The sequence below is a fragment of the Pseudomonas sp. UBA1879 genome, from assembly GCF_002338065.1.
Lineage (GTDB): Bacteria > Pseudomonadota > Gammaproteobacteria > Pseudomonadales > Pseudomonadaceae > Aquipseudomonas.
This window is the reverse complement of sequence record NZ_DDHJ01000018.1, coordinates 69,154-87,632: the sequence shown is the minus strand read 5'-3', so window position 1 is coordinate 87,632 and position 18,479 is coordinate 69,154. Positions and strand designations below refer to the sequence as shown.

The 18,479-nt window shown below is 61.5% G+C and carries 16 protein-coding genes; 7 read left to right on the top strand and 9 right to left on the bottom strand.

Annotation, left to right across the window (positions count from 1 at the left end):
• Window positions 1–18 precede the first annotated feature (18 nt).
• From B3N48_RS20575 to B3N48_RS20555, 5 genes are all read right to left on the bottom strand, one after another.
• Window positions 19–1,011, bottom strand: a complete 993-nt coding sequence (locus tag B3N48_RS20575) for an ABC transporter permease subunit (protein WP_296187008.1) — start codon at window positions 1,009–1,011, stop codon at window positions 19–21.
• Window positions 1,012–1,160: 149 nt separating this feature from the next.
• Window positions 1,161–2,720, bottom strand: a complete 1,560-nt coding sequence (locus tag B3N48_RS20570) for a sugar ABC transporter ATP-binding protein (RefSeq protein WP_296187007.1) — start codon at window positions 2,718–2,720, stop codon at window positions 1,161–1,163.
• 296 nt (window positions 2,721–3,016) lie between these two features.
• On the bottom strand, window positions 3,017–3,337 hold the full coding sequence (locus B3N48_RS20565; protein ID WP_296187006.1) for a helix-turn-helix domain-containing protein: 321 nt from the start codon (window positions 3,335–3,337) through the stop codon (window positions 3,017–3,019).
• Window positions 3,321–3,686, bottom strand: coding sequence for a type II toxin-antitoxin system RelE/ParE family toxin (locus B3N48_RS20560; protein WP_296187004.1), 366 nt, complete (start codon window positions 3,684–3,686; stop codon window positions 3,321–3,323). The genes B3N48_RS20565 and B3N48_RS20560 overlap by 17 nt, the downstream gene beginning before the upstream one ends.
• A gap of 165 nt (window positions 3,687–3,851) precedes the next feature.
• On the bottom strand, window positions 3,852–6,215 hold the full coding sequence (locus tag B3N48_RS20555) for a DNA polymerase II (protein WP_296187002.1): 2,364 nt from the start codon (window positions 6,213–6,215) through the stop codon (window positions 3,852–3,854).
• Window positions 6,216–6,396: 181 nt separating this feature from the next.
• On the opposite strand from B3N48_RS20555, the gene B3N48_RS20550 reads away from it, so the two are divergent.
• Window positions 6,397–7,635 carry a M20/M25/M40 family metallo-hydrolase gene (locus B3N48_RS20550; RefSeq protein ID WP_296187001.1) on the top strand — a complete coding sequence of 413 codons (1,239 nt, stop codon included), beginning with the start codon at window positions 6,397–6,399 and terminating at the stop codon, window positions 7,633–7,635.
• Between the two features lie 235 nt (window positions 7,636–7,870).
• Here B3N48_RS20550 and B3N48_RS20545 read toward each other — a convergent pair whose 3' ends face one another.
• Window positions 7,871–9,055 carry an aspartate aminotransferase family protein gene (locus B3N48_RS20545; protein ID WP_296187000.1) on the bottom strand — a complete coding sequence of 395 codons (1,185 nt, stop codon included), beginning with the start codon at window positions 9,053–9,055 and terminating at the stop codon, window positions 7,871–7,873.
• A gap of 99 nt (window positions 9,056–9,154) precedes the next feature.
• On the opposite strand from B3N48_RS20545, the gene B3N48_RS20540 reads away from it, so the two are divergent.
• The 3 genes from B3N48_RS20540 (at window position 9,155) to B3N48_RS20530 (ending at window position 12,283) form a co-directional block, all read left to right on the top strand.
• Window positions 9,155–10,057, top strand: a complete 903-nt coding sequence (locus B3N48_RS20540; RefSeq protein ID WP_296186998.1) for a LysR family transcriptional regulator — start codon at window positions 9,155–9,157, stop codon at window positions 10,055–10,057.
• 119 nt (window positions 10,058–10,176) lie between these two features.
• Window positions 10,177–11,193: a zinc-dependent alcohol dehydrogenase family protein gene (locus B3N48_RS20535; protein WP_296186996.1), complete on the top strand. Its 1,017-nt coding sequence runs from the start codon at window positions 10,177–10,179 to the stop codon at window positions 11,191–11,193.
• Window positions 11,194–11,359: 166 nt separating this feature from the next.
• Window positions 11,360–12,283 (top strand): hypothetical protein, encoded by a 924-nt coding sequence (locus tag B3N48_RS20530; protein WP_296186995.1) that lies wholly within the window; start codon window positions 11,360–11,362, stop codon window positions 12,281–12,283.
• A 1-nt stretch (window position 12,284) separates the two neighbouring features.
• Here the strand turns inward: B3N48_RS20530 and B3N48_RS20525 are convergent, their stop codons facing one another.
• Window positions 12,285–12,602 carry a class I SAM-dependent methyltransferase gene (locus B3N48_RS20525; protein WP_296186994.1) on the bottom strand — a complete coding sequence of 106 codons (318 nt, stop codon included), beginning with the start codon at window positions 12,600–12,602 and terminating at the stop codon, window positions 12,285–12,287.
• A 207-nt stretch (window positions 12,603–12,809) separates the two neighbouring features.
• Complete coding sequence (locus tag B3N48_RS20520) at window positions 12,810–14,240, bottom strand: transglycosylase SLT domain-containing protein (RefSeq protein WP_296186992.1); 1,431 nt, start codon at window positions 14,238–14,240, stop codon at window positions 12,810–12,812.
• A 328-nt stretch (window positions 14,241–14,568) separates the two neighbouring features.
• Here B3N48_RS20520 and B3N48_RS20515 point away from each other — a divergent pair, with 328 nt between their 5' ends.
• From B3N48_RS20515 to B3N48_RS20505, 3 genes are all read left to right on the top strand, one after another.
• The gene (locus tag B3N48_RS20515) at window positions 14,569–15,372 is read left to right on the top strand and encodes a TatD family hydrolase (RefSeq protein WP_296186990.1); all 804 of its coding nucleotides are present in this window, start codon (window positions 14,569–14,571) and stop codon (window positions 15,370–15,372) included.
• 471 nt (window positions 15,373–15,843) lie between these two features.
• Window positions 15,844–17,163 (top strand): methyl-accepting chemotaxis protein, encoded by a 1,320-nt coding sequence (locus tag B3N48_RS20510; RefSeq protein ID WP_296186988.1) that lies wholly within the window; start codon window positions 15,844–15,846, stop codon window positions 17,161–17,163.
• Window positions 17,164–17,413: 250 nt separating this feature from the next.
• Window positions 17,414–17,635: a hypothetical protein gene (locus B3N48_RS20505; protein WP_296186987.1), complete on the top strand. Its 222-nt coding sequence runs from the start codon at window positions 17,414–17,416 to the stop codon at window positions 17,633–17,635.
• 47 nt (window positions 17,636–17,682) lie between these two features.
• Here the strand turns inward: B3N48_RS20505 and B3N48_RS20500 are convergent, their stop codons facing one another.
• Window positions 17,683–18,477 carry an acyl-CoA thioesterase gene (locus B3N48_RS20500; RefSeq protein WP_296186985.1) on the bottom strand — a complete coding sequence of 265 codons (795 nt, stop codon included), beginning with the start codon at window positions 18,475–18,477 and terminating at the stop codon, window positions 17,683–17,685.
• Window positions 18,478–18,479: the final 2 nt, after the last annotated feature.

Here is an 18,479-nt window from a genome sequence, read left to right as displayed (position 1 = left end):
CGTGCAGCCAGACGTGAATCAGGTCCGTGCACCGGACTGGCGGTAGCGATCCAGCGCCACCGCGCCGATGATCACGATGCCTTTGATGATGTATTGCCAGATGTCCGAGACGCCCAGCAGCACCAGCCCGTTAGTCAATACGGCGATGATCAGCGCGCCGATCAAGGTGCCGCCGATGGTGCCGACGCCGCCGGTAAAACTGGTGCCACCGAGGATCACCGCCGCAATGGCGTCCAGCTCGTACGATTGCCCCAGTTGCAGGCCGTTGGCCGCGAACAGGCGCGACGCACTCATCACCGCGCCGAGCCCCGCCAGCGCGCCGGAGACGGCATAGACGAACAGCAAGACCTTCCACACCTTGATCCCGGACAGCCGCGCCGCTTCGGGGTTGCCGCCCACGGAATAGATCTGCACGCCCATGACCGTACGCCGCAGGATGAACCAGGAAATCACGATGACGGCCACGGCAATGATCACCAGCCAGGGCACGCCCAGCACGGAATCGTTGCCGATGAACGCGAAGGGCAGATCGGGGTTGAACACGGTCTTGTCGTCCGCCAGCAAACGCGCCAGGCCGCGCATGGCGGTCAACGCGCCCAGGGTGACGATGAACGGAGGCAGGCGCATGAAAGCGATCAGCCCGCCATTGACCAGCCCCAGCAGCAGACCGAACCCGATACCGGCGAAGATCCCGAGCATGCCCCACTGCGGCGACATCGAGGTCTGCAACGCCACCACCGCCGATGCCGCCAGAATGGCCCCGACCGAGAGGTCGATCCCCGCCGTCAGGATCACGAAGGTCATGCCCGCTGCGAGCACCACGTTTACCGACGCCTGCTGGGTGATGATTGACAGGTTCTGCCAGGTCATGAAACTGTCGGTCATCAACGCGAAACCGATCAGCAGCAGGATCAACACCGGCAACATGCCGATGGTGCGCATCAGCTCACGCACCCGCTCACGTTTGCTGATTGCGGCGACCGTGGAAGCGTTTTCAAGGGGCAGACTCATGGCCTGGGTTCCTTTTTATTGTTGTAGATAATGTTTAGAGCTGGCGCAGATCCCTTGTAGGAGTGAGTTTGCTCGCGAAGAGGCCGGTACATCCGAAACATCTCATGCGCCCGAGCCAACGTCATCGCGAGCAAGCTCACGCCTACAGGTCACGCGGTGGCTGTGATACCGGGTATCTGCTCACCCCCGGTCGCCAGATCGATGATCCGTTCCTGAGAAATCTCGTGCCCCGACGCGCCGCCGACCTCTGCCACCAACTGCCCTTCGCGCATGATCAGCACGCGGTCGCAGGTGCCGATGATTTCCGGCAGTTCGCTGGAAATCACCACGATCCCTACGCCCGCTTTGGCCAGCTCGTTAATGATCCGGTAGATCTCGGATTTCGAACCGATGTCGACACCGCGCGTAGGTTCATCGAGGATCAGCACGTGGGGTTTGACCTCCAGCAGACGCGCCAGCAGCACTTTCTGCTGATTGCCACCGGACAGCGCACCGACGTTGACCTTGCCCGACGCCACGCGAATCGACAGCGCGCGAATGGCCTCGACCGCCCGCCGCGCGCCACGTCCACGATCCAGCACACCCCCGGCGTGGGCATCAGGGACGCAAGCGCAGACATTGATGTTGTCGCGCACGCTCATGTCGAGGAACAAGCCTTGGGCCTTGCGATCTTCAGTCAGATAAACCACGCCAGCACGAATGGCATCAGTGGGATTGCGTAATTCAGCGATCGGCTTGCCTGCGATTTCCAGGGTGCCCGAGGTGCGCGGATCGGCGGCGAAAATCAACCGCGCCAGCTCCGTGCGCCCTGCCCCGACCAAACCGGCAATCCCCAACACCTCGCCACGGTGCAGGTCGAAGCTGCAGGGCTTGACCCGCTTGCCGTCGGCCATGTCGCGCACGCGCATCACCACTTCGCCAGGGTCATACGCCGCGTGTTCTTTTTTGTAGAACCCGGACAGATCGCGGCCCACCATCATTTTCACCAGTGCGTCTGCCGATAGCCCGTCGCGCTGCAACATGCCGACGTACTCGCCGTCACGCAGCACCGACACGCGATCGGACAGCTCGTAGATTTCCGCCATGCGGTGGCTGATATAGATGATCGCCAGGCCCTGATCCCGCAACTGCTTGATCAAGGCGAACAGCCGGTCTGTTTCCCGGGACGACAACGGCGTGGTCGGCTCGTCCATCACCAGGATCTTTGCGTGGGCATGCAGCGCGCGGGCGATTTCCACCAACTGGCGCTCGGCAATCGACAGCACGCTGACCTTGGTCGATGGCTTGAAATCCGCGCCCAACCGGGTCAACACCTCGACGCACCCCGCCTCCATGGCCTTGCGATCAATGCTCCAGCCGCGCCGCAGTTCACGCCCGAGGTAAATGTTCTCGGCCACGCTGAGGTTCGGGCACAGGCTCAACTCCTGATAGATCACCGCGATGCCCCGAGCCTTGGCGGTCAACGGATCAAACGCCGTCAGCGTCTGGCCGCCAATGCGTATTTCGCCTCCAGCATCGGCCTGATACGCGCCGGAAAGAATTTTCATCAGCGTTGACTTGCCCGCGCCGTTTTCGCCCATCAGCGCATGGACTTCCCCGGCATAGACTTTCAGCGCGACGTTTTTCAGCACGCGTAGGCCGTTGAAGGTCTTGGAAATGGCGTTCATTTCCAGTACGGGCAGGGAGGATTCAGCGAGGACAGCGCTCATGGGCGAGCGCCTGCAACGACTGGAAACGGCACATCGAGCGCAGGAAAAACGCGCGGCAGTCCAGCGAAAAAGCTGTTCATGGGTCTCTCCGAGGTCTCTTTTTCTTATGCGCGCCCACCTCGTATCGGGTGGTGCTCGGAATAACGTTGAAACACTCTAGAACAGCTGAATCGATTCACGCAAGCGCTTGCCTTTTCGGAGCCGATGAAAGGTGTCATGAAACTTCGATGCATAAGATTGGTAGAAATGGAGGACAGGTTTCACTTCGACGCCACGATCACCGCTGACTCGAGTAATCACGCCAAGATCTGAATCCCATATTTCTGCACGATGGTGAGTAGCTTCAACGCCATCCCGCCAGGCCGCTTGGCACCCGCTTCCCATTGTTTGACCGTCGACGTGCTGGTGTTGAGATATCGGGCAAAGACCGGCTGGCTGACACGACTGCGCTCGCGGAGCTCCTTGATCTGCGCAGGCTCCATTTCGGCGGGGACTTCAGCAATGCAGTCTTTGTCGAACTCGCGCATGGTCGCCTTGGTCAGGGCTCCGACTTCAAACAGGGCCTGGGCGGATTCGTGGATCGATTCCAATGCCTCGCTCTTAAATTTTTTCGCCATGACAAATCTCCGTAAAATCCCGACGGTCCAGCAACTGCTGGATCTGCACCGCATTCAAGCCCTCGTAGGCCTTGGCCAGTTTTCTGAAAGCGTGCAGTTCATTTTTGCTGATGTTGCTCTGGGCCTGCTTGGCGAACAGGAATTGGTAGATCCAGTAACTGCGGCCTTTGGCGAGGATGATCGAGCGGTGTCGGTTACGGTTCAACCGCTTTTTCCAGATGCCGCCGCCCAGGTCATCTGCCTGCCCTTTCCAGACCTCTCGTATCGCTGCGCACAGCTCAGCGTCCGAGATTTTCGCGTTGCTGGCCGTTACCGCGAAACCCTTCGTTTTGAACACTCTGTTCAACATAGCCCCACCTGCAGACATACCAATATATACCACTGAGTGGTATACGGATCTTTGTCTGAAGTGTCATCGGCTGGTGAGTGACACGGTCCCGGGGTTTTTTCTGAAATCGCTGTAGGACCCTCCCGCCGTCGTGAGGACAACGAGGCCACCCGCCAGGCTGCGTTGTCAAAACAACCCCATCTGCCCCCCGATCAGCGTCGCGAAATCTGCCTGCACGAACGGCAATATCGCGTCTGCAATCGGCTGCAGTTGACGGGTGATGTAGTGGTCGTAGTCGATCGGGGCCGTGCGCACTTCCAGCGGTTCGGGGCCGGCGGTGGTGATCACGTAGCTGATCCAGCCCCGATCCTGGTACTGCAACGGGCGGCCGTTTCGAAGGTTGTAGTCGTCGGCCAGGCGGGCGGCGCGAACGTGGGGCGGGACGTTGCGTTCGTAGTCGTCCAGCGGGCGGCGCAGGCGTTTGCGGTAGATCAGTTGATCGTCCATTTCCCCGGCGAGGGTGCGACGCACGTAATCACGCACATAGTCTTCGAACGGCCGACTGTTGAAGATGCGCAGGTAGAGCTCGCGCTGGAAGGTTTGCGCCAGCGGCGACCAGTCGGTGCGTACGACTTCGAGCCCCTTGTAGACCATTTCGTCTTCGCCGTTGGCGCGGGTGACGAGCCCGGCGTAACGTTTTTTGCTGCCCTCTTCCGCACCGCGAATAGTCGGCATGAGAAAGCGTTTGAAGTGGGTTTCGAATTGCAGTTCGAGGGTGCTTTCCAGCCCGTATTCATCACGCAGATGGGCACGCCACCAGTCATTCACGCCCTTGACCAGCGCGTTGCCGATCTGCGCAGCTTCTTCCTGCCCGTGGCGACGCTTGAGCCAGACGAATGTGGAGTCGGTGTCGCCGTAGATCACCTCATACCCTTGGGCTTCGATGAGTTCGCGGGTCTGGCGCATGATCTGATGGCCGCGCATCGTGATTGACGAGGCCAGGCGTGTGTCGAAGAAACGACAGCCGCTGGAACCGAGGACGCCGTAGAACGCGTTCATGATGATCTTCAGCGCCTGGGACAGCGGCGCATTGCGCTCACGTTTGGCGATCTCGCGGCCCTCGGCGACCCGCGCGACGATGGACGGCAGGCAATGCCGGGTGCGTGAAAAGCGCCCGCCGCGAAAGCCTTCCACTGACTCGCTGTCGTCAGGGTGTTTGAGGCCTTCGATCAGCCCCACCGGGTCGATGAGAAAGCTGCGAATGATTGACGGGTACAGGCTCTTGTAATCCAGCACCAGCACCGATTCGTAAAGGCCGGGCCGCGAATCCATGACGAACCCGCCAGGACTCGCTTCGGGCAGGCGCTCGCCCAGGTTTGGCGCGACGAAACCCTGACGATGCATCAACGGCATGTACAGGTGTTCGAACGCTGCCACCGACCCGCCACTGCGGTCGGCCGGCAAACCGGTGACAGAGGCGCGTTCGAGCAGAAAGGTCAGCAGGTCGGTCTTCTCGAAGATCCGCGTGACCAGCTCGCAGTCCTTGAGGTTGTAGCGCGCCAGCGCGGGCTTGTCCTCGGCAAACATGCGGTTGATTTCGTCCATGCGTTGATAGGGGTTGTCTATCGCCTTGCCTTCGCCGAGCAGCGTCTGCGACACGTTTTCCAGACTGAACGACGGAAAGCTCCAGGTCGCCGAGCGCAGGGCCTCGATGCCATCAATGATCAGACGCCCCGCTGCCGAGGCGAAGAAATGGCTATTGCGCGCGCCATGTTCGCGCCAGCCCATGGTCTCGCCTTCCCGGCCAAGACGCAGCGGCACGTTGAGACGCCGGGCGTGTTCATGCAGTACCCGCAGGTCGAATTGCACCACGTTCCAGCCGATGATCGCGTCGGGGTCGTGAAGCGCCATCCAGTCGTTGAGCCGCTCCAGCAATTGCTCGCGGCTGTCGCAATAGTCGAGTTTGAAATCCACACGGGAATCGTCGCCATTGGGCGGGCCGAGCATGTACACCTGACGCTCGCCGCAGCCTTCCAGCGCAATGGAATACAGCTCGGCGCGCTCGGTGGTTTCAATGTCCAGCGACACCAGCTTCAGGCGCGGGCGGTAGTCGGGGTCGGGCCTGAGTTGCGCGTTCAGCCACACGCCGTCAGCGTCGGGGGTGCCGCTGAACTGCACCGGCGCGGTGATGAAACGCTCCATCAGATAGCGCTCGGGCGGGCGAATGTCGGCTTCGTACACGTCGACACTGGCCTGACGCAGCGCCTTCTCCAGCCCCATCAACTGACGATGGTGCCGGGTGTACAGCCCCAACACCGGACGGTGGCGAAAATCGCAGAGTTGCAGCGGCTTGAGCTCGACACCCTGCTCCTGGCGCAACACTGCTTCGGCGCGCGCCCGATGCTGTTCCGGAATAAACGCTGTGGACGTTTGCAGCGGCAAACGCAGGTGGCGCGGCCCGTCGTCGGTGGCCACCCAAATATCCACCTCGGTGCCCGCGTCCGTATCGCGCCAATGCCGGGTCAGGACAAAGCCCTGCTGTAAATCCACCGCTGAAACCTCGAATATTTACGTGCCGAGGTGCGATTCTACGGGCATCGGTGTGGGAAAGCGCGGGGTGTGGACCATTCACACGCGCTCATCATTGCTCGCTCACCCATTCGAGGGGAACAATGTCGACGCGAGGGGAATCAGCCCCTTCAAGACTCGCACATCATCTGAGGGATCCAGCATGCTCGTTCGACGTTCTTCCCTGACGACCGCCGTGGCCGCCTCGCTCCTGTGTTCCATGGCCTTTGCCGCCGACCTGCCATCTGATCAACTGCTGAAACAAGCCGAAGCCGAACAGAAGCCGTACTTGGCGACCGTCAAACAACTGGTGGACATCGACACCGGCACGGGCCAGGCCCCCGGTCTGAAGACGGTCAGCGCGGTGCTGGTCGATCGCCTCAAGGCCTTGGGGGCGACCGTCGAGACCACCCCCGCCACGCCTTCTGCCGGCGACAACATCGTCGGTACGATCAAAGGCACGGGCAGCAAAACCTTCCTGCTCATGATCCATTACGACACGGTGTTCGGTCCCGGCACCGCCGCCAAACGGCCGTTCCGCATCGAAGGCGACCGCGCCTACGGACCCGGCGTCGCGGATGCCAAAGGCGGCGTGGCGATGGTGCTGCATTCCTTGAAACTGCTGCAGGATCAAAAATTCAAACGCTTCGGCACGATCACCGTGCTGTTCAACCCTGATGAAGAAACCGGCTCGGCAGGCTCGAAACAGCTCATCGCCGACTTGGCACGCAAGCACGACTACGTGTTCTCGTACGAGCCGCCGGACAAGGATGCCGTGACCGTCGCCACCAACGGCATCAACGGCGTGTTTGTCGACGTCAAAGGCAAGTCGTCACACGCCGGATCGGCCCCCGAGGCGGGACGCAACGCAGCCATGGAACTGGCCCATCAACTGGTTCAACTGAAGGACTTGGGCGACCCGTCCAAGGGCACGACCGTGAACTGGACGCTGATCAAGGGCGGTGAAAAGCGCAACATCATCCCCTCCAGCGCCGCTGCCGAAGGCGACATGCGCTATTCGGACTTGAGCGAATCGGATCGGGTGCTGGCCGACGGTCAGCGCATCGTCAAAGACCGCCTGATCGACGGCACTGACGTCATATTCCGGCTCGACAAAGGCCGCCCGCCTTTAGTGAAAAACCCCGCCAGCGAAGACCTCGCCAAAACGGCACAGACTCTGTACGGCAGGATCGGCCGTACCATCGAACCGATCGCCATGCGCTTCGGTACCGACGCCGGTTACGCCTACGTTCCGGACAGCCAGAAACCGGCCGTATTGGAGACGTTAGGGGTGGTGGGCGCAGGGCTGCATGCCGATGACGAATATTCCGACCTGACCAGCATCGCGCCGAGGTTGTACCTGTCTGCCGCGATGATCATGACGTTGTCGGCGGAGAAATAAGGTCTGCCGGATACAACCGGGGTGTCTGATATGACTGCCGGTTTCCGGCAGATCAGGCAAGGTGGGACGCCACCCCGGCAGTCCCACGCCTTCGGCAGAAGCTGGGCACGACGCGGCCATGGCTTCTGCTTCCGGCCAAAGGCCGTGGGAGCAAGCTTGCTCGCGATCTGTCGCGAAGCGATAGCAAACCCTGTGCACACGGTCTGCCTGGCACACCTCGCCAGACGAAACAGCATCAATCCCTGCCCGTTCCACCCAACACGCCCAGCACAGCCGCCACGATCCGCTCCACATCCGCCTCATCAATGATCAACGGCGGCAACAGCCGAATGGTCTGGCCCCGCGTCACGTTGATCAACACCCCGTAATCCCGCGCTGCCATCAGGCCCAGATCCCGCACCGGCGCCGTCAATTCAACGCCCACCATCAGCCCCAGTCCGCGCACCTGCGCCACGTTCGGATGTCCGGCCAGGGCATCACGCAAGAGCGTCAGCAGCCGTTCGCCCTGCCCGGCCGCGTTGTCTAGCAAGGCCTCGCGTTCGATGATGTCCAACACCGTGCAGCCAACCTGGCACGCCAGCGGATTGCCGCCGAAGGTGCTGCCGTGGCTGCCGGGGGTGAACAGCCGGGCGACGGCGGTGGTCGCGAGACACGCGCCAATGGGAATACCGTTGCCCAGCGCTTTGGCGAGGGTGACGACGTCCGGGACGATGCCATCGTGCTGATACGCAAACCAGCGCCCGGTCCGTCCGATGCCGGTCTGGATTTCATCGAGGATCATCAGCCAGCCGTTTTGCGTGCAATGCACGCGCACCGCCTTCAAGTATCCCGGCGGCGGCACGGCCACGCCGCCTTCGCCCTGCACCGGTTCCAGCATCACCGCGACGATGCGTTCGCCGTAGGTCGCAGTCGCCTGTCTGATCGCGGCCATGTCGCCGAACGGCACCTTGATGAACTCGCCGGACATCTGCTGATATCCCAGGCGCGCCGCGCCGTTGTCGCTCGCTGACAGGGTTCCGAGCGTGCGGCCATGAAAAGCGTTTTCCATCACCAGCACCAAGGGCCGCTCGATGCCCTTGGCCCAGCCGTAAAGGCGCGCCAGCTTGAGCGCAGTTTCGTTGGCCTCGGCGCCAGAGTTGTTGAAGAACGCCTGATCCAGCCCGGACAGCTGCGCGAGTCTGGCGCCCAGCCGTTGCTGCCAGTCGATGCGGTAATGGTTGGACGTGTGCAGCAGCAGCCCCGCCTGTTCGCTGATGGCGGCCACGATTTGCGGATGGCTATGACCGACGTTGGTCACCGCCACGCCCGCCACCGCATCCAGATACTGCCGGCCGGTATCGTCCCAGAGCCGCGCGGCCTCTCCCCTGACGAAACTCAAAGGCATCGATTTGTACGTGTTCATCAGGCAGGCAGCGCTCATGGCCGTGGCTCCAGCAGTGGGGTGTGGTGACAGTATCGGTATCCCTTTTTGCTGTATAAAGATCGACTTTCTTGAGTGACTTTCAAGCAGGACTTGATAATGGACGTGTTCCAGGCAATGACCGTGTTCGTAAACGTAGTGGAAAGCGGCAGCATGACCGCCGCAGCGCGACAGTGCGAAATGTCAACAACCATGGTGGGCAATCACCTCAAGGCACTGGAGCAACGTCTGGGTGTCAGCCTTTTGCAGCGTACGACCCGGCGACAGAACCTGACGGAATTCGGCATCCAGTATTACCGCCGGTGTGTCGAAGTGCTGGGGCTGGTGAGCGACTCGGAACGCATGGCCGAACACGTGCAGACTCAGCCCAGCGGCACGTTGCGCCTCACCGCGCCACCAGCGTTCGGTGCCGAGCGCTTGCCGAGGATGCTCAGCGACTTCACCCAGCGCTACCCGGAGGTCAAGGTGGAACTGGTGCTGAGCAACCAATTGATGGACCTGATCGAGCACGGCTTCGACGCCGCCATCCGCCTGGGCAACCCTGAACCTTGCGCCTTGATCGCCCGCCCCCTGCGCGACTACACCCTGACCATTTGCGCCTCGCCGGAATACCTGGCGCGCCGAGGTACACCGCAGACAGCCGACGACCTGCGCGGCCATAGCTGCCTGGCGTTCGCCTACCCCGCAGGCGACGACTGGCGCGCCGCCGACAAGCTGTGGAAGCTGACAGGGCCTGAAGGCGTCATGGACATTCCGGTGTCCGGGCCGATGATCGTCAACAGCTCGCCGGCCCTGCGTCAGGCGGCATTGGCGGGGATGGGCGTAGCGATGCTGCCGGACGTGCTGATCAGTGAAGACTTGAAAGCCGGCACGCTCATTCCGTTGCTTCAGGCCTATCAGCCGCCCAGCCGCCCCATGTGGCTGATGTACCCGCAAGACCGCTACCGACTGCCCAAAGTCAGGCATTTCGTCGACAGCGCGCTGGCGGCGTGGGGGACATGAACACGCCGAAAAACCCCAATTGATCCCAGGCATGTCGGGTATCGATGGACAGAAATAGTCGCAAAAGCCCTACATCCGTAAAGTCATTGCCACCCTAATCACATGCGTCGAGGTTGGAAATGTCCCGCGCCATCAAATTTCATCGCTTCGGCAAAGCCGATGTGCTCAGTTGCGAGGAGCAGCCTGACCGGTCCCCCGGCCATCAGGAGGTGCTGGTTCGTGCCGAAGCCATTGGCATCAGCTGGGACGATGTGTTGTGGCGACAAAACCTGGCCCTCGCCCCGGTGCAGTTGCCGGCCGGCATCGGCAGCGAAATGGCGGGTATCGTCGAAGCTATCGGTCCCGGTGTCACCGATTTGCAAGTCGGCGACAAGGTCGCCAGCTTCAAGGCCATGAGCGCCAACGACTACCCGGTGTGCGGCGACCACGTGCTGGTGCCGCGTAACGCGCTGGTGCGTTATCCCGACGTGCTGACGCCGGTGGAAGCCAGCGTTCATTACACGCCAATGTTGCTGGCCTACTTCGCTCTGGTCGACCTCGCACAGGTGCAGGCGGGTCAAACCGTACTGATCACCGACGCCGCCTACAGCCCCGGCATCGCTTTCGTACAACTGGGCAAGGCGCTCGGCCTGCGTGTGATCGCCGCTACCCAGCGCGCCGAGGACCGCGAGTACCTCTTGGCCAATGGGGCGGAACGGGTGATCGTGACCGACGAAGACGACATCTGCCTGCGCATCGAGGCGCTGACCCAAGGCCACGGCATCGAAGCGGTGTTCGACGGTTTCGGCGGGATGCAAATGTCGATGCTCGGCGACGTCCTCGCGCCACGGGGCAGTCTGGTGTTGTACGGCCTGCGCGGTGGCAATCGGACGCCCTTCCCCGCCTTGCAGGCGTTCAAGAAGAACATTCATTTTTTCGTGCACTGCCTGGAAAACTTCACCGGCAAAGCGGAGTTGGGGATCGAACAGAACAGCATCGCGATGGAACGCGCGCTGGGTGTCATCAACGAACTGACCGTCAACGGCCATCTCAAACCTGACATTCATCGCACCTGGCCATTCGAGCAATTCGGCAAGGCGCACCATCATCTGGATGAAGACCCGGTGCGGGGTCGTGTGGTGCTGCGCGTGCGCTGAACGCGGCTGGAACACATCGGGTAACGCTTGCCTCGGCTTCTGCGGTTGACCGAATGCCGAAGCGAGGCAACTCTTTTGACAGATTTCCAGGGCAAGGAACCGCCCGGGCGAGCTCTGAGGATTTATCGACGCAGAGCCGCCTTTCAACCCGTCAAGGACTGACAGCATGAATAGTTTTCAACGCTACATCGACGCCCCCGCTCATCTGCGCTGGATGGCCGACACCCCCGACATCGAGCAGTTACGCATCGATGAACTGATCCTGCCAGGCGCGCACAACGCGGGCAGCGACAAACAATCGCCCAATCTGGGCGTCCCTCAAGAATACGCACAGGACGAATCGCCGCTGGAGCAATTGCGCCAGGGCATCCGTTCGCTCGACCTGCGCGTTACCTTCAATGACCGATACCCCGAAGGCGATCCCAACCGCTTCCAGCTGTTTCACCTGACCTCATCAGGCCGCACCGTGGCGATCGACATCGTTGAGGCGGTGCGTGAGTTCTTCGCCGAACTGGAAAGTTCGGGGGAAGCGGCTCGCGAGATCGTTATCCTGGACTTCCATCAGTTTGATGGATTCACCGATCAGGCCCATGCGCAATTGCAGGCCATGGTGTTCAACGAACTGGGCACGCGGGTCATACCGAATGACTTGCGCAGCTGGACGCTGGAGCACCTATGGGCACAGCATCCCGGTCGCAATGTAGTGGTCGCCTACAACCATGGCAGTGTGATTGACGAAGGCTGGGACGGCGTAAGCCAGCGCTGGCCGGGCGAAAACCTGTTCAACACCAACACCCTCAAGGCGTTCATCGATAAAACGGCCGCGGAGTACAAAGAAGCTTTTTATTTGCATGCCGTGCAATGCGCGAAGTATTCCCTACCGTTTCATGCACCCACCGACTTGAGCCACAAGATCAATCAGTGGTTCGAATCGGTGGACGAAAACAGCTACATCCAGAATTTCTACATCATCAACACCGACTGGACCTCGCGCAGCCAGCTGGTTGCCCACTGCCGCCACGCCAATGCCATTCGCGGCGGGCGCAAGCTCAGCCATTCCGGTGAAGCGCTGCAGCCCCTGAGACGCTGATTCAGTGCCGGGTGATCAGCCCTTGGCGGGCGATGCGCGTCAGGTGGCGGATCACCCCTTCGGCGTTTTCGACCGAGGGTGAAGGGATCACGGCGAGATCGAACTGGTCGTTGCCGAACCGCTCCAGCGACGCGCGGCTGTCGATGAACTGAATGAGGAAGGCATGGGGGCCATGCTGGCGACGGGGCCAGCCATCGAGGTAACGCAGCAGCGTGGGCTGATGAGAACCGGCCAGAAGGATTTTCGGATTGCGACGGCTGAAGGGGCTGCCGATGGGCGCCAGACGGACGAGGGGGCGGGGGCTGGAATTGCGGCTCATAGTGTCGTTTTCTCTGCCTCAGTGTTCCGCTGGGCAGCGGTGAGAGGCAACACCGAACCAGCGCTTTAGCGGTATTTCGGCGTCGTGGTTCACGACACCCGGCGCCCCGCAAGTAGCTGTTTAAATCGGCGCATGAGCGGCATCGTAGTGAAGCCGCACGGGAGTTGTCAATTGATGTGTCGGGTGCTGGCGAGCGACCTGTCGCCGTCAATCCCGAGCCGCTACCTTGCGTGACGACGGGCTTTCCAGCGAACGGCGCTCTTGATCGTACGCCAGGTAATACTTGTTCACGCTGTTGACGTACGTGACCACATTCATGCCCACCTGCGCCATCGCCACCCGCTCGACCTGGAAAAACCACTGATTGGGGTTCAGGCCCTGACGTTTCGCTTCGGTGCGCATCGCCTGCACGCGCTCCGGCCCGAGGTTATAGGCCGCCAGGGTGAAGGCCATGCGTTCGCGCTCGTTGATTCTGGGGCTGGCGAAGAACTTGCGACGGATCATCGCCAGGTATTTGCTCGCGGCCTGCACGTTGCCGTCGACATCGTGAATATTGCCGACACCCACCCGCTGTGCTGCCGAAGGCGTGATCTGCAGCAACCCCGTCGCGCCGCTGCCGCCCTTGGCGCTCGGGTTGAGCTGGGACTCCTTGAACGCCAACGCGGCGAGGTCCAGCCAGTCCATCTTCTGCGCGTCGGCATGGCGTTGCAGGGTCGGGCGCAGTTTTTCCAGACGCTCGCGGTCGTCCCGCGCCAGCGGGTAATGCACGCGATAAAGATCCTTGTAAGCCTTCTGGAAGGCGACGTCCTGATTGGCGGGCGCTTCATAGGTGTCGAGGAATCGGTCGATGGTCCCGTGCAGCATCACCGCGTCCTTGCGCACGAACCAGTTCATGTCCCCTGGCTCGCTGAGGGCCAGCCCACGGTCGACCCTCAACTTCGGCATGACCCGGGCCCAACGCTCGGCAATCGGCTGCTCGACCACGGTCAGGTGATAAATCCCGGCCTGGACCATCTCCAGTACGTCCTCCACCGCAAGGCTCGGGTCAACCCACTCGATGTTCACCGGGGGCAACTTGCGCAGCGCGAGCTTCTGGTTCAGCTGGATAAGGGCTTCATCAGCGGCGCTGCCATTGGTCAGCATCACCGTGCGACCGGACAGTTGCTCCGGGCGCTTGAAGACCCGCTCACCCCGCATGCCGACGACCACCAGCGGCACGTGACTGACGACCGGTTCGGTGGCATCGACGTAACGGGCGGCGCTGGCATCGAGCAGTTCACCGGGGGCCACGAGGTCACCCTCGCCCCGTTGCAACGCGGCCAGCAGTTGATCTTTGGCTTTGGGGATCAGCTTGATCGAGACCTTCTGGCCGTCACGGGCATGGCCATTCAGGTATTTTTCGAAGGCTTGAAGGCGGCGATATTCCACACCAATCGGTTCGCCCTGCACCTCGCCGGAGCTGTTGCGGCTCTGGTTGACGAGCACGCGCAAGACTTTGCTGCTGCGAATGGCAGACAGATCGCGAATCTGGGTTTTTTTGACGATCACCGGAGGCCCAGCGGGGCGCGATGGGGTTTGGGCGCTGGCCTGATGGCTGACGAGCAGCAAACACATTGAGATCAGTGAGGCTCGGATCATTGACGCTCCGGGAAAATGCCGAAAAAACGGGCTTGAAGTCTGTGACGGACAGTTGCGTTCGCCGCAGGCGCGCGCCTGGGCTGGCGGCATCACAGGGGGCTAATCATGCCAAGCAGTGGCGTCTGCTTGATTTTTTATGGCTTCAATCGCTCTGGTAGTCTTTTCGGCCTCCTCAAGACGCTGTAAAAACGTCGCGAACGAAGGCTAGGCAAGGCAACAACGTCTGAGGAAGCGGAGTTCAGGCCCCTGAAATGAGCATTCCGAACCCGTCTTTAACGCAGCATCGCCGATGCGCTGCAGTTTTTAAACCGTCTCGCTGAGGATGACCATGCAACTAATTGATATCGGCGTCAACCTGACCAACCCAAGCTTCGCCTCGAAAGAGCGAGAGGTGCTGGATCGCGCCTACGCCGCCGATGTGGGGCAATTGATCCTCACCGGCACCAGCGTCGAAAGCAGCGAACAGGCCCTGCAGATGTGCCGCCAACTGGACCAAAGCGGTCAGCGACTGTTCAGTACCGCCGGGGTCCACCCCCATTCGGCGAGCGATTGGACACGGGACACCGAAAAACAGTTGCACACCTTGCTGCTCGAAGATTCGGTGCGCGCAGTGGGCGAATGTGGCCTGGATTTCAATCGCGACTTCTCCCCTCGCCCGCAGCAGGAAAAAGTCCTGGAAGCCCATCTGGCGCTGGCGGTAGCCCTGAACCTGCCGGTCTTTCTTCATGAGCGCGATGCCAACGAGCGGCTGTTGGCGATCCTCCGTGATTATCGCGATCACCTGCCTGGCGCTGTGGTGCACTGTTTCACCGGCGAAAAACGCGCGCTGTTCAGTTACCTTGACCTGGACCTGCACATTGGCATCACTGGCTGGATCTGCGACGAACGCCGGGGCACTCACCTGCACCCATTGGTGCGCGAAATCCCGCGCGGGCGGCTGATGCTGGAAAGTGACGCGCCGTATTTGCTACCGCGGACCCTGCGGCCGAAACCGAAAAACGGCCGCAACGAGCCGGCCTATCTGCCGGAGGTGTTGCGAGAGGTGGCATTGCACCGAAGCGAAACCCCCGAAGACCTCGCCGCCCACACCACCGCCTGCGCGCAAGCATTCTTTTCGCTGCCGACGCTGTAACCGACTGCCGAGCTCAACGAACTCCCAGCACCCGCGATCTCCGGCGGCTCCTACGGATTCGCTGGCACATGTCTGCCTTGAAGCGCTTGCGTCTATCGGCATCGATACAAATCAACCAGCTCCCAGCACCCGCGATCTCTGTAGGAGCCGCGGGCACATGTCTGCCTCGAGGCGCTAGCGTCTACAGGCATCGATACAGATCAACCAGCTCCCAACGCCCGCGATCTCTGTAGGAGCCGCCGGAGGCACGACGGCCGCGATAGCGGGGTGCCAGACGACACGCCTGCGACTGAGCAGGCCCCATCGCGGCCGTCGTGCCTCCGGCGGCTCCTACAGAGTTGGCGGCAGACGTCCGTTGATTGGACGCCCACGCGACACTCGCCATTGATACAGATCAACGCTTCCGTCCTGCACAGCTGAGACACTGATGGCACCTTGCCTTATCACGTGCAATCACAGAAGAGCTTCCTCATGGGCCGCTGGTTGAGCAATCTTTCGCTGAAATACAAGTTCTGGGCGGTGAATGCCGTCGCCTTTATTACGACGTTGCTGTTGGTGCTCTATGCGCTGAATCTGGAGCAGCACAGTCGCGCGGAGGACGCCAGGGTCGCGGCTGAGGCACAGGCTCAGTGGGTGGCGGCATGGCCGGCCGGGCTGCCAGTCCCGACAATTGACCCCCTCCCCGCCCCACCGGCGTTCAGTCAATTGCTGGCCGAGCATTTCACCGAATATGCACTGGCCGTTTTGGTGCTGATGCTGGCCATGCTGAGCGCGTCGCAATTGTTGATCCGCTTCCTGCTGACCCACCTCAATACCCTCAAAGATGTGATGCTGCATGTCGAGCGCAGCGGCGATCTCTCGGCGCGGGCGGCACTGGCGGGTGAGGACGAAGTCGGGCAGATGGCCAAGGCGTTCAATGCGATGCAGGCCGGGTATCAGCGCATCGTCGGCACCGTTGCACAGTCGGCGGCGCGTTTGGATCAAGGCGCCGTGCTCTTGGCCACGGGCATGAGCGACGTGCGCGAGGGCATGCTCGGCCAACAAAGTGAAACCGATCAGGTGGCGACAGCGATCAACGAAATGACCGCCACGGTCCACCACATCGCGCAACACGCCAACGCCACCCGCGATCAATCGCAGAACGCCGACGCATTGGCGGGCAGCGGCAAAACCGTGGTGGATCGGGTGCAGAGCTCGATCGCCGGACTGTCCAGCGGCGTGCAGCAGACGGCCGGGATGATTCAGCGCCTGGCCGAAGACAGCCAGAAAATCAATAGCGTGGTCAATGTGATCCACAGCATTGCCGAACAGACCAACCTGCTTGCGCTGAATGCAGCCATCGAGGCGGCCAGGGCCGGGGAAATGGGCCGCGGCTTTGCCGTGGTCGCCGATGAGGTGCGCAACCTGGCGAAACGCGTACAAAGCTCGACTGACGAAATCACCACCATGGTTTCGGCATTGCAGGCCGGCACCCGTGATGCGGTGGACTTTATGCAAGAGAGTTCCTACAAGGCCGACGACTGCGTGCAACACGCGCAGGAAGCCGGCGCCGCCCTCGCCGCGATCACAGAGGCCGTGGCGCAGATGCGCGAAAGCAACACGCAGATTGCCGTCGCGGCGCAGCAGCAGAGTCAGGTAGCGGAAGAAATGAACCGCGCGGTGGTCAGCATCCGCGACGCCACCGAACGCACCGTGAACCAGACGGTGGCCTCGGCCAGCACCAGCGATGAACTGGCGACATTGGCGGGAGAGCTGAACACGGCAATTGGGCAGTTGAAGGTGCAGGGATAACGCGCCCAAACCAGGACTCACACCTTCGCAGCCGTCATTCCTCCGGCGGCTCCTACGTGATTTGTGGCCAGGCGTGTGCAGTGCGTTACCCGAGACTGTGAAGGCACTGCAAGCGCGGAGAGCAGCCGATAACTTTTGCGCATCCCGGCTATCACACCCATAGCAATCCTCGATTCGCTGTTACGTCCGGCCGGGCCTATTCTCACCTCATCGAAAACGGTTCTTATTAGGCTTTGTGAGGTCACGCGTCATGCCCAAATTCATTGCAAACCTGCACCTTGAAGAGGTTTTCTCCTCGGCCCATAAATACGGGCTGTCCTCGAATCGGGTGCTGTCGTCCCTGGCGTTTCCACTGTCAATTGTGTCGGGCCTGTTGTTGCTCGACGGTGCGCTGAGTGCCAGCGTTGCGTCGGCAGGCATCGGGATTCTCGGGCTCATCGCCGCCCAAGCCATCAAAACCCGAGGCCAATAACGGTCTCGGGTTTTTGCTGTCGCTCATCCTTTTCCGCTTCACGCGTTCTACCCGAACACGGTCACCGTCTGCCGGCTGATCGCGACCAACTCGCCGCTCGGCGTCCATAACCCCGCTGCAACATGTCCGTAGCCATCCCTTGCGTGTTCGATCACTGCCTTGTAGAGCGTCCAGTCATGAGTCGTCATCGCTGGCAACGGTTGCACGAACTCTATCGTCCAGGTCAGCGAGCTGCCGGGTGCCGGTTTGCTCAGGTGCGGCAAAACGGCGGGCGGCCAAGTATCCACCAGCGCCAGCAAATGGGCCTCAGTCAGCGGCGCTTCCTCGACATCCCGCAGCCGTGCATACCCGCCCATCACCCGTGAAGGGGTGCCACTGTAAGGCAAACCGCCCAGTGCCCAACGCATTTCGATATAGCGCATGTAGTCCGGCATCACACCCGCCCTGAACGGAAACGGCGCCACCTCATCCGCCGGTTTCAGCACAGGTGCAGGCTCGGCCACGACCGCAATCGACGACTCGCGGGGTGCGCCAAAACTGCCCTGGATCAACGTCACCGTCTCGCCATTCTGCACGGCACGGCCCAGCACCTGACTGACGGCCTTGCCCTCCCGCAGGATTTCCACCTCGAACGAAATCGGCATATCGATGGCCAGCGGCCCGACAAAGCTGATCGCCAGCGAGCGCACGGGGCGGTCGGCGGGCACTCTTGCGCGCATGGCCTCGAATTGCAGGGCCGCCATCAGGCCGCCAAAACAGGAGCGCCCTTGGGACCAGGACGCTGGAATGGTCACCTCCTGGGGATGGTCGCGAACGGCGTCGAGTAATTCGGAAAAGGTCATGG

Coding starts and splice junctions, on each gene's coding strand:
- B3N48_RS20575 (WP_296187008.1), bottom strand. CDS start 1,011: ATGAGTCTGCCCCTTGAAAACGCTTCCACGGTCGCCGCAATCAGCAAA.
- B3N48_RS20570 (WP_296187007.1), bottom strand. CDS start 2,720: ATGAGCGCTGTCCTCGCTGAATCCTCCCTGCCCGTACTGGAAATGAAC.
- B3N48_RS20565 (WP_296187006.1), bottom strand. CDS start 3,337: ATGGCGAAAAAATTTAAGAGCGAGGCATTGGAATCGATCCACGAATCC.
- B3N48_RS20560 (WP_296187004.1), bottom strand. CDS start 3,686: ATGTTGAACAGAGTGTTCAAAACGAAGGGTTTCGCGGTAACGGCCAGC.
- B3N48_RS20550 (WP_296187001.1), top strand. CDS start 6,397: ATGCTCGTTCGACGTTCTTCCCTGACGACCGCCGTGGCCGCCTCGCTC.
- B3N48_RS20545 (WP_296187000.1), bottom strand. CDS start 9,055: ATGAGCGCTGCCTGCCTGATGAACACGTACAAATCGATGCCTTTGAGT.
- B3N48_RS20540 (WP_296186998.1), top strand. CDS start 9,155: ATGGACGTGTTCCAGGCAATGACCGTGTTCGTAAACGTAGTGGAAAGC.
- B3N48_RS20535 (WP_296186996.1), top strand. CDS start 10,177: ATGTCCCGCGCCATCAAATTTCATCGCTTCGGCAAAGCCGATGTGCTC.
- B3N48_RS20530 (WP_296186995.1), top strand. CDS start 11,360: ATGAATAGTTTTCAACGCTACATCGACGCCCCCGCTCATCTGCGCTGG.
- B3N48_RS20525 (WP_296186994.1), bottom strand. CDS start 12,602: ATGAGCCGCAATTCCAGCCCCCGCCCCCTCGTCCGTCTGGCGCCCATC.
- B3N48_RS20520 (WP_296186992.1), bottom strand. CDS start 14,240: ATGATCCGAGCCTCACTGATCTCAATGTGTTTGCTGCTCGTCAGCCAT.
- B3N48_RS20515 (WP_296186990.1), top strand. CDS start 14,569: ATGCAACTAATTGATATCGGCGTCAACCTGACCAACCCAAGCTTCGCC.
- B3N48_RS20510 (WP_296186988.1), top strand. CDS start 15,844: ATGGGCCGCTGGTTGAGCAATCTTTCGCTGAAATACAAGTTCTGGGCG.
- B3N48_RS20505 (WP_296186987.1), top strand. CDS start 17,414: ATGCCCAAATTCATTGCAAACCTGCACCTTGAAGAGGTTTTCTCCTCG.
- B3N48_RS20500 (WP_296186985.1), bottom strand. CDS start 18,477: ATGACCTTTTCCGAATTACTCGACGCCGTTCGCGACCATCCCCAGGAG.